The sequence below is a fragment of the Enterococcus sp. AZ196 genome, from assembly GCF_050498845.1.
Lineage (GTDB): Bacteria > Bacillota > Bacilli > Lactobacillales > Enterococcaceae > Enterococcus_A > Enterococcus_A murrayae.
In genome coordinates, this window is record NZ_JBIPAM010000001.1 from 3,461,803 (window position 1) to 3,478,287 (window position 16,485).

The window sequence follows — 16,485 nt, forward strand, 5'->3', positions numbered from 1 at the left end:
TTTTGTGTAAGTTCTGATGGTAAAATGAAATAAATTAAACCAAGAGTAACAGACCATGAGTATACTTTCTAAATATCAAATCAAAGAAATGATTCAACACTATGATATTAAGACTACCGAAGATATAAAAGATGCCTTTAAAGGTATGTTTGGTGAAACGATTCAAGCGATTATGGAAGCAGAACTGGAGAGACATCTTGGCTACGAAAAACACGATAAAAAGACGTAGTCCATTATGAATAAGCGAAATAGATCTAGTTCTAAAACTTAACGGTCCGCAGAATATGGTGAGTTGCCAATAGCCGACCCAAGAGATCGTGAGGGTGAATTTGGGCCTGTCATTGTTAAGAAAAACCAATCTTCTGTTTCTGGACTAGGAGAACGAATCATTGCCATGTATGCCTAAGGCATGAGCACAAGAGATATTTGAGACCATTTTAATGATTTATATAGATCTGAAGTATCACACACACTTAGTTCAAATGGTCACCAACAAAGTTTTGTTGCTGGTAAAGAAATGGCAAAATCGGCCGTTAGAAGCATTTTACCCAATCATTTTTATGGATGCGAGTCTCTTTAAAGTCCGTTACGAAGGTCGAATACAATCAAAGGCTGCTTATGTGGTTTTAGGGATTACTGTTAAAGGTTTAAAAGAAGTTCTGGCTATTGGTGTTGAATGAACTAAAGAATCGTGGTGTGCAAGATATTTTGATTGCCTGTACAGATAATCAAAACGGATTTAGTGAAGCCATTCAAGCTGCTTTTCTAGAAACAGAGGTTCAAAAATGTATTGTCCATCAAAGTAGAAACAGCGTAAGATTTGATTTGTTTGTTATAGGGATTTGAAGCCTGTTACAGATGCTCTAAAACCTATCTATAAAGCATCTACCGAAGAACAGGCATTAGAGGCCTTAAGCGATTTGGATAAAAATGGGGCAAAAAATATCCGATTATTACCAAAAGCTGGAAGGATAATTTGACTGAATTGGCCACCATTTTCAAGTATCCAGAAGAATTAAGACGAATTATTCACACAACGAACCTTATTGAAGGATTTCATCGACAACTGCGAAAGCTGACAAAATTAAAAAGTATGTTTCCGTCAGATGAGTCATTAATAAAGATGCTCTATCTTGTAACAATAGACGTCACAAAAAAATGGACCATGAAGGTCCAAAATTGGGGGCAGATTTTATCGCAATCTGTCATCTTTTTTGGGAAATCGCGTGATTGAATATATTTAAAGGAGAAAGAACTTACACAAAACTCTTTACTGACCCAAATTTTCTTTTACTATTTCTCCTACTCCATAAGAAGATTTGCGGCGATGAAATCCTTATGCGCATAAATTCATTCCACGCATAAGGACTAGCGACAACACGTTTATTGGTTTCGATTCCTTCATTAGAAAAGTTGGTGATCTATATTGATCTTTATGTTCGTATAACGCCCGCCTAGTATTCTTTTTTCTAATGGCGGAATTGATTCCTATTTAGGCGACTAATCTGCCTTAAATAATATTCTTGCCTATTTTACTTTTAGAATCCTGTACAAAGTTTCAATTGAATATTGTTGACGATATTTGTGAGCATATTCAGAGAAGACTTTTCTGACTGTAAAGTTATCGACAAATTTACCAATCTGAACTTGCACCTCCACCACCTGAACTACCCCCGCCCCATGAATCGTTACTGCCAGAACTGTATGAACTGTTTGAACTACCACTATTCCATGTATCACGATAGTAATAATATACTGAATAGTCTTGTATCTCTTTTTTCTTTTTCCATAAAAGCTCCCAAAATGTTAGAGAGCCAAAAGCATAAGTAAAATCATAATAAAGAGGGCGCTTTTTCTTGGATTTTTGATGATAAAGTTTTTTTATTATTTCTCTTGCTTTATAAACTGAGGGATCTTTACAATCAATGATCTTTTTCGTTGAATAAAGTTGATATTTAATATCATCATTTTTCACCCTTTTTTTCAATTCTCTTGCGAACTCCTTTCTGGATTTTCGGTAAATAAATAATTTATCCAACGGTGTTGAAATTAAAGCATATATAAATCCAATTCCAAAAATTATTGGACCAATACGTTCAATGAGGATCTCTCTAAATGATAAATCATTAGAAATAACCGGCGAAAATTCGTTAGCTGATTTATTTCCTTGTAACACATCATTTATATTATTTACCACGATTGACACGCCCTCATCATATTTTTCATCTCGAAAATATGTTTTTGCTTTCTCGGACATGAGATCTTTTGCCAAAGCATCCGGGAGAACGTCCTCCAAACCATAGCCTACTTCAATACGTTGTTTCCGATCAGCAATCGCGATTACATACAGTATTCCTGAGTCATATTCAGAATTACCAATTCCTAACTCATTAAATTTTTTATTTGCATATGATTCGATTGAGTGTCCATCTGGTAATTTCTCTATTGTAACCACTAATAGTTGAGGATGTAATTTCAAATTCTTGTAGTAATTATTATATTGGTAAATTTTTTCTTTAGTTTGAGAAGACACAACATCCGCGTTATCTTCTACATAGATATTTTCTGCTTGTACTGGGGCACAATAAGATACGCCTAAGATGATCAATAAAAGAAAATAGAATTTCATTTTCAACATTTTAATCATTCCTCCTTACTATTGGGCAGGTAAAATCATTTTCTTTCTGATTATCAATTTTATCTACTCACGAATAATGTTCAGCGATTACTTAAAAATGGTCGTGATAACCTTAATACAATCGGTTATCATGATCATTGAAGAGTTTATTCTCAGTATTGAGCATAGCTCCATTAATTAATCTTACTTTTAATATTGGAACATTCTTCAATGAATTGATAAATTTGTAGTTAAACTTAGTTTATAAAATAAAAGATTATCAATTTTATCATGATACTTTAAAAATTATGTTTAAGTAACTTCTTACCATCTCATAAAAGTCCTTTATCAGTTCTACTGCTTCAGTATTGATGAATATGCTAAATCGTTCGTCTGATGACGTTGACACCAATTTACTTCATGGTGAATTCGATTGATCGACTCACTGATATTTTCCCATACTAAAAACCTAAAATCTCTAACCATTCACTTACTTGCTTTTCACGATCTCTAGGTGTTGAATCCACTGCTAACTTTCCTAAATATTTTTCGGAAATAATCTCTCCGTCAGACATAAAGAGAATACGTTCTGTTTTTGATGCAACTTTTGCATCGTGTGTAACTAGTAATATAGTTGTACCAGTTTGATTAATCTCATTGAAAAGAGTCATAATCTCGGATGCGGATTTAGAATTTAGAGCACCTGTTGGCTCATCACAGAAGATAATTTCTGGATTATTAATTAATGCACGACATATAGAAACTCTTTGTAATTGCCCACCAGATGCTTGAGTAATATCCTTCGAGGCAAGATGATCTACGCCAGTCTGTTTCATTAATGTGTCTGCACGTTTATCAATAGTTTTTTGTGGTTCCATTTTTCTTAGATATCCGGAGAGCACAATATTGTCTCTCAAATTGAAATTTTTTAATAGATTTGCTTGTTGGAAGACAAAACCCATTTTATTTAATCGTAAATCTGTTAGATGATCTTCTGATAAACTATTAAGTTGTTCTCCAGAAAATTCTACGACTCCTGAAGTAGGTTTTGTCATACCACTAATTGTATAGAGTAATGTAGATTTTCCAGATCCACTAGCACCCATAATAGAAACAAATTCGCCTTTTTCAATGGTTAATTGAATGTTACTTAAAATTTTTTGAGATTCCATATTTTCTATTGGGAAACTCTTTGATAAATCCGTTGCTTTCAAAATCATAAAAAAATCCCTCTCTATTCTGCAACAAGCATTACTTTTATTTTTTTTATAGATAAGCTAACCATATAAACACTTGAAATTACTACAAGTACTAATGATATCGGTATCACTAAATAGTTGATCAGAGGATTAGTGACAAATGTTAGGTTTGATACACCAGAGAGTAGAAGGCAAGCAATCTTTGGACCAAATATGTTTGTTGCAATTGTTCCAATTATGATTCCTATCACTAGAGTAAATACAGCTCTGGTGTAGTATTGGTGCTGTAGACTTTTTGTAGAAATACCGATGCTTTTCATGATTGCGATATTTTTTGATTCTTTTACGATTATCATTTTAAAGAACATGAAAGTGACTAATATAGCGATGAAAAGAGCTAGTCCAATAGCAACAACATTTATTGTAGAAACTTGTTCAATAATTCCTCCTAAAGTTTGTTTAACATAGTCATCTGTATCAGTAACTTTAATATGTTCAAATTTTTTCTCTAATTCGGTCTTTATCTTATCAATTTGTGAATCATCTGCGATATTGAAATTGTAAGTTACCCATAATATATTGTCACTCTCAAGCATTCCTTTGGCAGTTTTTCCACCATTTGTGACATCTTGATATATTCCGCATACAGTAATGGTTTTTTCTTTTCCATGTATGATAATCGTAAGTTTATCTCCCACGGTTGCTTCAAATTCATCTGCATTCATACTTGATAAGGCAATTTCATTATCATTTTGAGGCGCTTTTCCTAATGTATATTTAAGAGGAAATAAACCAGGGTTATCTGTGTTTTCGATTTTGATAGTAACAAGTTCATCTTCATTATTTTTTATTTGATAAGCACTTGTTTCAGAACGTGCAATACTTGAAAATTTTGATTCTTTGTTTTTCCCGTGTAATAAGTGATTAAATATTGCTTCTGACTCCTCAGGAAATTCATCTAACTCGTGGATATCAATTCTTAAGTCACTTTTTCCGGCCCCCATATAAGTGATAAAACTTGGTGCTTTGACAGTTTGTAAAAAATTTAATGGAACAGTCATTAAAAATATACAGATAGAAAATACAAACATTATTAAAAGATAAATTCGAACCTGTGTTAAGACATCTCTGATACCAATAAAAATGTTTTGATTCCGAAACCAGTGTTTCTTTCCACTTAAGCGCATTTTATGTGCAATTTTGCGATTTCCAGTTGTTTGTCCGACCTGTAAAGCTTGATAAGCTGAGATCTTCTTAAATCGGCGAAAAACTAATTTGCAAAAAAGGTAGACAAAAAAGAACACAATAATTGGACCTAAAAGAGAGAATAGATAGCTGAAAATAGTTTTTGGAGCAGTTCCCATATATGCCGACATAGATTGTGTAAACAAGCTTGTAAGAACTAGAGAAGTAATGTAACCACCGACACAAGCAGTGGAGGCAATCACAATATATTTTAATAAATACATATTTCTAGTTTTAGTATTACTAATTCCAAGGGCCTTCATGATACCAATCTCTCGATAATCTTCTTCGATTGCAGTCATGATGGTGAATCTTAAGCATAATGAGGCAATTAGTAGTAATAACAGGCTAATCAACGTTATAATCGCAATCACGATACCGTCTGTCATAGAATTCAATATTTGATACAAAGAGCGTGTTAGTGCTGTCCCACTCTGAGGTAGATTGGAAGCTTCGTATTGTTTCTCAAATTTGGAAATGGTACTTTCATCCTTTAGTTTAAATTCAATCAGGTATTCTTGATTATTAATATATTGTCGTAGTTGATTCCAGTCATTGTCACTTACTAAAAATCGTTTAGATGTGACAAGTGAAGGATTCATTTGAGCGTCACGTATAAACGATGTGACAGTATACGTTTTCTCGAATTCTCCAAGCTTTACTCGTACTTTTGAACCTAGTTTTAAGTTATATTGTTGTTGATGATATACGGGTACACCAATTTCACCATCTGCGACTTGGGCGACTTCATTTTTTGTGTCCAATAAAAAGTCGAACAAGGCATTTTGTTTCACAAAGCTATTTTCAATAATACTGTCTACTTCAGATTTATCTTTACTTTGAAGAAATAGATTCTCTCCTGAAATACCCAACATCGTTACAGTTTGTTGAGCTTTTACTAGATCGTTTTTTCCACTAAATGTATCTATATTTTTTTGAGAGAGATTACCTTTGTACATTTGAACATAGCTTGGAACATTTGTTTTTTCAAACAAATGAGTTAAGGAACCATTTAGCTCAGTGACGATCATCAGAGCACTAGACACCAACATAGCAGATAATAAAATAAACATGAATAAGGTGAGGGTAATCACTTTATTTTTCTTGAAGTCCTTTTTTATTAATCGAAATATCATTTACATACTCCTTAAAAATTAGTATTTAACAACTATAATTGTTATGAAATTCCTCTATCAACTTCCTTTTACACTTTTTTAGACGCTCTATTGAATGGCATATATGATTTTTCAACAAATTTTATAAATATTCATAATATCTTCTATGGTCACATAAAAGTATAAATGCAAAGTGAAGAAGTCCTATTTTAAAAAATGCTACCTTATGACAGTACAGTAAGAGATGAGCTTCACTCTTTAATGTTTCAGAGCACAAAAGAAAATGTTGATCTTCACTCTCAATTCTAATCGTAGTCTCTTCTTCTAATGAAAAAATATTTTTGTGTGAGTAACTTCTAAATTGTCAGAATTCTTCATATTGCGATTGCGTTTATGCCTTTTTTTACTTTGTGTATAGATAAGTTCAACAATCATAATCAATACAATATACTATGATTGTTGAACATTGAGTCAGTATAATTTTATTAATAGTCTCCATCATTATATAAACCATTTTTATGGACTTTACCTTAATTACTACGATGATAAATACACTTGAGTAATATAATCACCTCTTTTCAATTTACATGAATTCATACTCACTTTTATTTAGGGGTTGCAAAATGATAAAAGGTCAATAATTACGAACGATTTTTAACCCGTGTTATTAGTTTTGTGTAATTACGTCAGGCCCTTCTAATACTGTTATCTTGTAGTTTTTTAAACAAATTAAAATTTCCTGTTTGCACTTTGGGCAGAAGAGAGGAAAATTCCTTAATTCAGTGTCTTCTCTTACTTGTATCCGAGTCTTATTATTACAAACAGGACAGTAAACCCATTTACAATTCATAATTACCTCCATTATTCATATCATTCGACAGCTTGTTTAATTTTATAAACAGCACCTGTTGTATCATCAAAAATACTATTTAGTGTTTCTAAACTTTCTTCACTAATATGTGTATTTCGAAGTTCTAAAGAATGTGTCACCTCAACACCATTAGTGACTTCATTGATTTCATGACCAAAAACTAAATCTCCGAATGGAGTGGGAGTACAGTCGACAAATTCTTTGTTTTTAGTGACGGATAATAATACAAAATCCATCGCTGGAAGATCGGTTAACTTCATATTTCCCTCAGTTCCAGTGACGAAATCTCCATATAAATTGTATTCTTCTAAATCAACTTCCCAAATTTTACGAAGAGAAATATCCTCATAATAATTCCAAATTTTCTCTGGTGTACTCTTAATAAATAATGTAAATTCTAATTTCATTTTTTCCTCCTATATCAAACTAAAATGATTTTTCTTCAATAAAACTAGCTGTACTTAAAATTTCTGTTTAGTAATATTTCTTCTAAGGTTTCAAATTTACTACTGAGTTGTTACTTTGTTGAACGTATTGTCTTCTAAAATAGATTCGCTTACAGAGAATTAGTCTCAATTACTAGCTCCTATTTATACTTTTCTTCAAAACAAATATTCTCGTTTTTGGAGCCTACATATTAAGTGAACCATTAATATTGTTTGAAGAGATATTCTCTGTTGTAAAAAGTCATCTTGAAATCTTTCCTCGATAATATATTCATCTAGAAGAGTGAATATGCGTAAATAGCCATGCATCATCAGTGAAAAAGGATATTCCAGCTAATACTGGAGTACAACATTTAAAGATAAGTAGTGCTTGAATACTCCAACTTTTTATGCTTCTATAACTTGTTTTTTATCCGCGCTCCATCACAATATACGCGAGGATAGAAACAATAATTACCTTAGAAATTTTGGATCTAAATCATACTATCATTTACATCACACCTTTCAAAAACTAATAATATTAAGTATTGACCTTGCTAAATATCTTCTTCATTCCTGTAAAGTATATGGCTAAGGATGGAGAGTGATAATGTGGCGATAAATGTAATAGCGATTAAAATGTATACTGAGTCTTGAAAAACTTCAAAACCGAATCCATAGAGTATCTGGCCCATCGGAGCGGCGCATTGTGCTGTGGCCAGGATGATAGCCATAACTTTTCCTAAATTTTTACTCGGAGTTATTTTTTGAACTTTGCTAATCGCAAAGATTGATACAATCGATAAGCAAGCAGAAAGTGGGACGCCGCTAATTAGAAAAAGAGAAAAAGGCTGTAAAGTTCCATAGTTCAAAATTAACGGAGAGCAGGAAAGTGCAATTGGGATCAAAAGAACAGAAATGAAAAGTATCCATAAATAGAAATTTGAGACATTTAATTTTTTTGACACAAATCCGACTAAAAGTGCACCTAAGATTGTAGCAAACTCAATAATTCCAACTCCAACTCCGTACAAACCTGTGCTCAAATTCATGGTTATTCTTAGAATATAAGGAACTCCAACGATAAAAAGCGGGGTGAGTGCAAAGTTTAATCCAACACTTATAAGCATTGTTTTACGAATGAAACTGTGCGTTAGAGTATAATGGAAACCTTCTTTCAAATCTTCCGCCAGTACTTTAAATATACTTCCTGAAAAACTGGATTCGTTTTTTGGTACCAAAATGCGCGTTTCTAAAAAAGCAGTTAAGAAGAATACGACTGAAGTAATGATAAGAATATTATTCATACCAATTATGCTGTATAGCAGCCCACCTAAGATAGGAGCAACAATTCCAGATAATGATTGAATACCTTGAAGAATTCCATTTGCTGATTCTAGTTTATCTTTAGAAGCTAAACTAGGAATTATAGCAGAAACTACAGGAGTATCCATTGCTCCAACAAAACCGAAAAGAATCATGGCGACTGTGATTATAATGAGTGAAGATTGATTGATTAAAAAGGCTACAAGTAATAATGAACTAAAACAACCATTTGCTATATCTAGTCCAACCATAATAGTCTTTCTATTAAACCTATCTGCCAATGCTCCAGCAATTGGTGAAAATAAAACGGGAAGACTTGAAATTGCGAATAATGTTGCATAGATATCTGCGCGTCCTGTAATATCTAGAATATATAAAGATAGAGCAAATCGAAGTAGCGAGGTGCCGAAGACCGAAACGGCTTGTCCTATGACCAGTTTAAAGAAATTGAATGATGTTTGATAAATTGAGTTTCTTGTCGTATCCATAACAACTCTCCTAAAAATAAAATTTCAGTTCATAAATAAAGAAGAAAACAACTTTTGCAAATAAAGTAAAAGTTTCATGATGATTGCTCCCAGTATCTTAGAAAATATTTCTATATGCAAAAAAGCCAATAACTTGGAATTGGTAATTCCAAGTTATTGGCTCTGCGACAAAGCGTCTGGCTCTACTAGCAATGTTTATTATACTTCTAGTACATATTATCCAGAAAAAGGCTTAGAACAATTACAACTGTACTAATTATATTTACATAATTGTTAAATAAGAAATTCCTTATTCTTATTGTCTCTAATAATAGGGATCAAAATGCTGAGAACCAATTCCACACTCCCTCTGCTACAAGAGGTTTTAAAACTGATCCAATCAATCATCTGAGCGTCATTTTCCTTTGTAAAGGGCAACTTAATTTCGTCTTTTCGATATTTGTTATACGCTGAAATAATTTTTTCGCAGGTTTCACGATCTTCACCGGATAGCTGTATCATTTTTTTTAGAACAAATTCCTTTTTCATATTCATTTCCTCCCGATTAGAATTTCTGAGTAAAAGTATTATTAAACATTTAAATATAATAATGCTTTTACGCAGAAATATCTTTTCATGATTAAAACGAGCTCAATAGTGTTATGGTATTAGACTAGTAGTCTAATGTCAATAATTGATTTTCAATTTGATGTTACTAAGGAGTTTAAAAGGATGGGAAGAGTAGTAATTAGATGTGAAGATAGTTAAATCCAATGAGTTAATTTGAATAGTTCTCTTTAGTTAAGTTTGTAATAAAGTATAATATATTTTTTTCTGTTTTTTTAACTAATATTTTTTTTTTAGAAAAATATATTGAAGTCAATTTCTCGGGAAAATATTTTATACTTGTAAATCCTTTCTACTCGATAAAAGCATGTTCTGAATATTGAAAGAATGTATTTACGAACTAATTAAAAAAGTTGGTATATATTTTTAAATATTCTAAAATACGTATCTGAACTTAGATGTATGCAATTTTCAAAAAAAGCACTTACCACCCAATTCTAATTGATTTATAATTATATTTTTTAAAATAAGAGTATTATTTAAAAGGAGTTTATTATTTATGTAGTTGACAATAAAATGCTATTCTATTAAAGTATTCTCATAGATTCTCTAAACGATGAATTAAGTAACTTAGTTGAATATTAATGTATGAAAACATAGTTAAAGTAAACATGATAAGAGAGAAAATGAAGATTATGGGGGACACTTTTCAATTATATGCTAATATTTTTTTATTAAAGTTCTTTATAATGGACGCAGATTTATTTAAATGAGAGAGCCAGATGCTATGACACAGAGCCGATGACTTAGAATGGAAATTCTTTGTTGTTGGTTCTTTTTGTGTTTAAATATTTTCACTTTTTGCCCATTTTTGATTTTTTTACTAGGAAAGCATTTGATTTTTTTTTGAAATCTTAACATGAAAGGAAAAATAATGAGTAAGACTATTCTTGTCACCGGGGGAGCCGGGTATATAGGTTCCCATACAACATATGAATTACTGAATGAGGGATACAATGTCATTGTTGCAGATAATTTGTCTAAAGGAACGAAGGCTGCAGTTGACCAAAGGGCACACTTTTATCAAATTGATGTAACCGATGAAAGAGATTTATCTGACCTATTAGAAAATGAAAATGTTGATGCATTATTACATTGTGCAGGATCTATTGTAGTAAGTGAAAGTATAGAAAACCCGAGTAATTACTATTCAGATAATGTTTCTGGAATGAACGCTGTATTAAAAACTATATCAGATTTCAATATTAACAAGATAATATTTTCTTCTACTGCGTCAGTTTATGGAAATAATTGTTCAAATGTTAAAGCAACAGAAGATACTTTAGTTGATCCGATCAATCCATACGCTGAAACTAAATATGCAGGAGAAAGACTTTTACACTGGATGGCTTCTAGATACGGATGGAAGTATATCGTGTTTCGATATTTCAATGTTGCTGGAGCAATGCCAAATAAGAGTAACGGACTTAGAGTTAAACATCCTACACATATAATCCCTAATATCAACAAAGCAATATTAAGGAAATTAGATTGCGTGAAAGTATTCGGAACGGATTATCCAACCATAGATGGAACATGCATCAGAGATTATATCCATGTTTTAGACTTAGCAAAAGCTCATGTGCTGGGTTTCAATTACTTATTTAATCACGGAGAGAGCAATCTTTTTAACTTAGGAACAGAATGTGGGTACTCAGTCCTACAGATTATTAGTAGGGCCTCTGAAGTAACGGGGTTGGACGTACCTTACAAACTTGTAGGGAGGAGACAGGGAGATCCGGCAAGCGTTTTGGCAAATGCTGACAAAGCTAAAAATATCTTAGGTTGGGTTCCCCAATACAACCTGAATGATATTATTCTTTCTGATTTTGAATGGAGAAAGACGGAAAAGTTTTAAAAAGTAACAATCAGTAGGAGTTGAAATTATGATAAATACTGAATTTATTCAGCATCTCAAAATCACTTGATAAAAAATGTGTTCTTGAAAGGATTGGTTGACTTTGCAAACTGATAAAAAAATGAAGAGAGCTAGGATATTTTTGTGTAGCATTTTTCTATTAGCAAATTTGATAACATCAGCTATCGACTTACTGTTAAATCATCGATATACATGGTTTTTGCTCGTTGGAACTAGCCTATTCTTCTTTTGGGCATTTTTAGATGTTTTACTATTTAGCAAGAATAATCGAATATTACGTTCGGCTTCTCTTTTTTCAATAATGCTTATTCCTTATTTTGTAATAATAGAAAATGTTTCAAATCAGTTTCTATTAGATAAACCTGTTTACTGGAGTTTCACAATTGGTGTCCCAATCGCCGGTATATGGATTAGCTATTTCTGGATCTTGCTCGGTGTTAAGTATATTTTACGATTGAACATTGGTTTATGCATAGGCTCAGCCTTCGTCCTATCTGTTCCAGCTGTTCTGTTTACAAATAATGTAGCAAATCAAAATAATTTCTTTGGTTTTGATGGAATTAACCCAATTGTAGCAATTATCTTACTGTCAGTTGGTATTGTCAGTATCATTTTAGGTATTTTTTTCTATTTCCAAAATCTCTATTACTCAGATAAGAGAAGACATCACTAATGCAAGAATTAAGCAATTCTCGGACGATAATTTGAAGAAATTATGTTGTAAGGACTAAGTAAATTTTCAACTATTTCATATTTAAAAGAACGCAACGAGTATGGACTGTATTCTTGAATTTATTTTCTTAGTTCTATTTATGGTAACTGATACTTTGTAATAAGAAAAAGAGAGAATCAGGAGACACACGGGTTTTGTTATGATCAAAATATCATTTGAGTATCAACTATTTCAATTTTCTGTCTTTCTAGTCTTGTTGGAAAATAGTAGTTCATTACTTGGCTTTAGCTTGTTTGTTTATGACGAAAATTATAGTTAGGCTCTTAGTTGTTTTTATGTATTTTCCTTTAGTAAACAGCTTTGAAGATGAGCTCGCTTTTTTGTTTCATACTGAGGGAACAATTAATACGGTTGATTTCATAAGTAAAAAAATGTCCTAGAATTGATAGTTCTAGGACATTTTTGTCGAAATCAAACAAAAATATGGAGATGTTTACATTTATTTTGATTATACATGTGTTTTTTTTTAGTGTCAATATTATTTGTGATCTAAAAAGTAAGTTTTGGATTTGTTAGTTATTTTTTTAGTTAAGTTAGTGCCGATTGTACCTTTCATTTTTAAGCCGTCACAATCGCCGTCAAATTACATACATTCAGGAGGAATACTTTATGAGTCGAAAAGGAGAAAATATCTATAAAAGAAAAGATGGAAGATGGGAAGGGCGATATATACGAGATCGTCGTTCGGATGGTTCCATCCATTATGGTTATGTCTATGCATATTCTTATAATGAGGTTAAACAAAAGCTTATTCCCTTGAAAAAGGAAGAATTATATGTGAATCACTCAAGAGCTATTGACTCCCCATATGTACTACACTGGGTTCAAGAATGGTTAGACAAAGAAAATAAAAGATTGAAATTGTCAACTTATTCAACCTATAAATATAAATTACAACGCTACGTACTGCCTATATTAGGAAGTAACCGATTATCTGAACTTACGACGCAGAGTCTTCAAGAATTGATTGATAACTATCAAATTAACTATCATTTGTCTGCCTCAACAATACGTAATATTTTTCAGATTCTGCAAAAAGTGTTAAATGAAGCGATTAAGAAAGGTTACATAGTCGAAGATATATGTGCAACTGTAGTTTTGCCAAAACAAACAAAAAGAAGAATTTATGCGCTATCACAAAGTGAACAAAGGAAACTAGAAGGAGCGTGTAGGAGAAGTTCAAATGGTCTTCCAACACTCTTAGCACTTTACAGCGGACTCCGAATAGGAGAAATAGCAGCCCTATCTTGGGAAGATATTGATTTTGAAAATCATCTTCTCTATGTGAATCACACATATCAACGAATAGTCACAGCATCAAAAGAGCAGAAAACCACCCTTTATTTGGGTTCGACAAAGACAGAAACTTCCCGAAGAGTAGTTCCATTATCTAAAACCATAATTTCTCTACTAAGGGATAGAAAGTTGAATCACACAGGGAAATATCTATTTATGGCAAATGGTCAACCAATGGAGCCTCGATTGCTAAATTATCATTTCAAAAAAATAGTTAGTCAGTCAAAGATTAAAGACATTCATTTCCATCAATTAAGGCATACCTTTGCAACAAGATGTATGGAAGCGTCAGGTGATATCGCTTCGGTTAGTGCCTTGCTAGGACACTCTTCAACAAAGACTACGCTTGATGTTTACGTGGATTCGGTTATTGAGCAACGTAAGAAAATTATTTGTAAAGTAGAAGAAATGGTGAATTTTTGAACGATCATTATTTAATGAATGAAAAGTTCAGCCTAAAGATTTTATCCGCCGTCAGTGCGCCGTCAGGTAAGTAGAAAATTGGTAAGATGACGCCGTTTCTTTTATTAACCTAGAACTATCAATTCTATGATAGTTACAAATCTTTTCATTTTTGTCCTAGAACTTATTTTACCACGTTCTAAAACTAAAGTCCGAACAAAACTTTCTTGCATACAGATGCAAGATAATCGTTTTAGAGAAGTTCACTATCTTTTATCAAAAAAATATGGTCAATACAAGAATTTGAAAGGTGGTGCTTCTATCAGAAAAGTAACAGAAAGCTTTTTACATGCGCTCAATTTTTAACTGTTAGGAAAAATTTAATTGGGTGAAAAAATTTTGAAATACTAAGGATGAAAAGGAGTTAAATTCTATGAAACAGAAAAAAAAATGGTTAAGTAGGTTGGCAATTTGTCTGGGGGTGTTGTCGCTTCTTGGAGCAGCAGGATCTGGTATGGCAAATATAGCTAATGCTGACGAACAAAAAATTAGTGGAAATCCAGTATCCGATAATACATCGGTTCGCTCGATAACCATTTGGAAATACGAGATTAATAGCTCTACTGAGTTAGGTGAACGAGGTGATGGAATTAATACTGACCCAGGTAAAGCACCTGATTTAGGTGGCAAGAAATTAATGAAAGATGTAAACTTTGAAATCATAAAAATTGAAGCAATTGGAAATGCATCTTTAATTGATCCTTTAAAACAGGTTGAGGGAAAAGACTGGGAAGTCAATACTTCTTTTGCAGCAATTAAAGGAAAGACAGATAAAGATGGAAAATTAACTTTCAATGTAGGAACTGGAAAGGCAGCAGATGGAATCTATTTAGTACGAGAAATTAAAGATTCAACAAGTGGAGATTACACCTACACGGATGAAAATGGAGAAACAAAGAAAATAAACAAACCGATGGATCCATTTTTTGTTCACTTACCACAGACAAAACGGGACGATACTGGAAAGCTAATTTATGATGTGCATGTTTATCCAAAGAATATCATTACAGACACTAAATTGGATAAAACCATTGAAGGCGGAAAAGGATATTCGATCAAAGCCGGAAATGACTTTCAATGGGAAGCTACAACTAAGTTACCTGATGGTTTATACAACAAAATTGACAAGGAAATGACAATAACAAATTGGCTTGATCCTGAAGATGGATTACACAAAGACCTAGTTATTGACCCAAGTCGATTGCCATTTGAGCTATTTGCAAATTACTTCAAAGTGAAAGATAGCCTTGATGAACGATTACTGTTGAAAGATGTAGAGGTTTACGTATTAGATGAAAAACAAGAAAATCCTATAAAATTAACTAATGGAACGGAATACGAGGTGACTTTGGGTGGAACGAAAGTTATTGATCCAAACAAGGTCGAAGATTTAACTGAGGGATCAAAAAAAGAAGTAGAAGTTAGTTTAACAGATGTTGGAATGAAAAAGGTAACTTTGGAGAAAAATCCATATTTGCAGGTCGTATACAAAGTAACAACGAATAAAGATTTTAATGGTACGATTTCTAACAAATATGATGTAAATTATTTGCTTCCAGGTCAAGATCCTGTGACGGAAACCAGTGAAGAGAGTCCAGAATACTATGATGGTGGGTTTGATATTGAAAAAACAGATGAAGGTTCTAAGGTACTAAAAGGAGCAGAGTTCCACATTGCTACAAGTAAAGAGAACGCCGATTTAAAAACATATCTGGCTTCAGATGGTAAATCTTACAAATTGAATGAAGATGGTTCAACTACTCCAGAACTACCAAAAGATGTTTACTTTGTAACAGCAACTTCTGATGAACATGGTAAGGCTGAGTTCAATGGTTTAGCCCTAAATTGGTTCACAGATACTGATGGTGATGGCAAACAAGATCCCTCAAACCCGGCAGAAAAAACGTGGGATAAAGATAAAATTGAAAAAAAATATTGGGTAGTAGAAACAAAAGCACCATCTGGATACGAACTAATTAAGGATCCAAAGGAAGTCACTGTTACATTGGGTTCAGCAGATGATACAAATATTGAACTAACTATCGTTAATAAAAAGAAGACTGATCTACCCTTTACCGGTGGCACAGGAACAATGTTAATCATTATTATCGCAATTGGAGCCATCACAATTGGGACTGCAGCAATTGCAATTGATAAAAAGCGTCGTGCTGTCTAGACAGTAAGCAGAAAAATCTTATTAAGTATGTGATTCCTCAAATTTTT

General features: G+C 32.6%; 11 protein-coding genes and 1 pseudogene. 5 read left to right on the forward strand and 7 right to left on the reverse strand.

Translation table 11 applies throughout. The features are described from left to right. The first annotated feature begins 55 nt into the window (after nucleotides 1-55). A pseudogene (locus tag IGI67_RS16640) lies at nucleotides 56-1,234 on the forward strand (IS256 family transposase). Nucleotides 1,235-1,633: 399 nt separating this feature from the next. On the opposite strand, the gene IGI67_RS16645 reads toward IGI67_RS16640, so the two are convergent. From IGI67_RS16645 to IGI67_RS16675, 7 genes are all read right to left on the reverse strand, one after another. Next, nucleotides 1,634-2,638, reverse strand: a complete 1,005-nt coding sequence (locus IGI67_RS16645) for a TPM domain-containing protein (RefSeq protein ID WP_429958445.1) — start codon at nucleotides 2,636-2,638, stop codon at nucleotides 1,634-1,636. A 440-nt stretch (nucleotides 2,639-3,078) separates the two neighbouring features. Continuing rightward, nucleotides 3,079-3,837, reverse strand: a complete 759-nt coding sequence (locus IGI67_RS16650) for an ABC transporter ATP-binding protein (RefSeq protein WP_429958446.1) — start codon at nucleotides 3,835-3,837, stop codon at nucleotides 3,079-3,081. A gap of 14 nt (nucleotides 3,838-3,851) precedes the next feature. Continuing rightward, nucleotides 3,852-6,197 carry an FtsX-like permease family protein gene (locus IGI67_RS16655; RefSeq protein WP_429958447.1) on the reverse strand — a complete coding sequence of 782 codons (2,346 nt, stop codon included), beginning with the start codon at nucleotides 6,195-6,197 and terminating at the stop codon, nucleotides 3,852-3,854. Between the two features lie 646 nt (nucleotides 6,198-6,843). Next, nucleotides 6,844-7,038: a cysteine-rich KTR domain-containing protein gene (locus tag IGI67_RS16660; protein WP_429958448.1), complete on the reverse strand. Its 195-nt coding sequence runs from the start codon at nucleotides 7,036-7,038 to the stop codon at nucleotides 6,844-6,846. Nucleotides 7,039-7,046: 8 nt separating this feature from the next. Next, nucleotides 7,047-7,454 carry a polyketide cyclase gene (locus IGI67_RS16665; protein WP_429958449.1) on the reverse strand — a complete coding sequence of 136 codons (408 nt, stop codon included), beginning with the start codon at nucleotides 7,452-7,454 and terminating at the stop codon, nucleotides 7,047-7,049. Nucleotides 7,455-8,029: 575 nt separating this feature from the next. Then, nucleotides 8,030-9,286: an MFS transporter gene (locus tag IGI67_RS16670; protein ID WP_429958450.1), complete on the reverse strand. Its 1,257-nt coding sequence runs from the start codon at nucleotides 9,284-9,286 to the stop codon at nucleotides 8,030-8,032. Nucleotides 9,287-9,559: 273 nt separating this feature from the next. Next, on the reverse strand, nucleotides 9,560-9,814 hold the full coding sequence (locus IGI67_RS16675) for a hypothetical protein (protein ID WP_429958451.1): 255 nt from the start codon (nucleotides 9,812-9,814) through the stop codon (nucleotides 9,560-9,562). Between the two features lie 952 nt (nucleotides 9,815-10,766). Here IGI67_RS16675 and galE point away from each other — a divergent pair. The 4 genes from galE (at nucleotide 10,767) to IGI67_RS16695 (ending at nucleotide 16,438) form a co-directional block, all read left to right on the forward strand. Next, the gene (gene galE / locus IGI67_RS16680; protein WP_429958452.1) at nucleotides 10,767-11,750 is read left to right on the forward strand and encodes a UDP-glucose 4-epimerase GalE; all 984 of its coding nucleotides are present in this window, start codon (nucleotides 10,767-10,769) and stop codon (nucleotides 11,748-11,750) included. Nucleotides 11,751-11,853: 103 nt separating this feature from the next. Then, on the forward strand, nucleotides 11,854-12,444 hold the full coding sequence (locus tag IGI67_RS16685) for a hypothetical protein (protein ID WP_429958453.1): 591 nt from the start codon (nucleotides 11,854-11,856) through the stop codon (nucleotides 12,442-12,444). A 669-nt stretch (nucleotides 12,445-13,113) separates the two neighbouring features. Next, complete coding sequence (locus tag IGI67_RS16690) at nucleotides 13,114-14,223, forward strand: tyrosine-type recombinase/integrase (protein ID WP_429958454.1); 1,110 nt, start codon at nucleotides 13,114-13,116, stop codon at nucleotides 14,221-14,223. Nucleotides 14,224-14,635: 412 nt separating this feature from the next. Beyond that, complete coding sequence (locus IGI67_RS16695) at nucleotides 14,636-16,438, forward strand: SpaH/EbpB family LPXTG-anchored major pilin (RefSeq protein ID WP_429958455.1); 1,803 nt, start codon at nucleotides 14,636-14,638, stop codon at nucleotides 16,436-16,438. The last annotated feature ends 47 nt before the right edge of the window (nucleotides 16,439-16,485 follow it).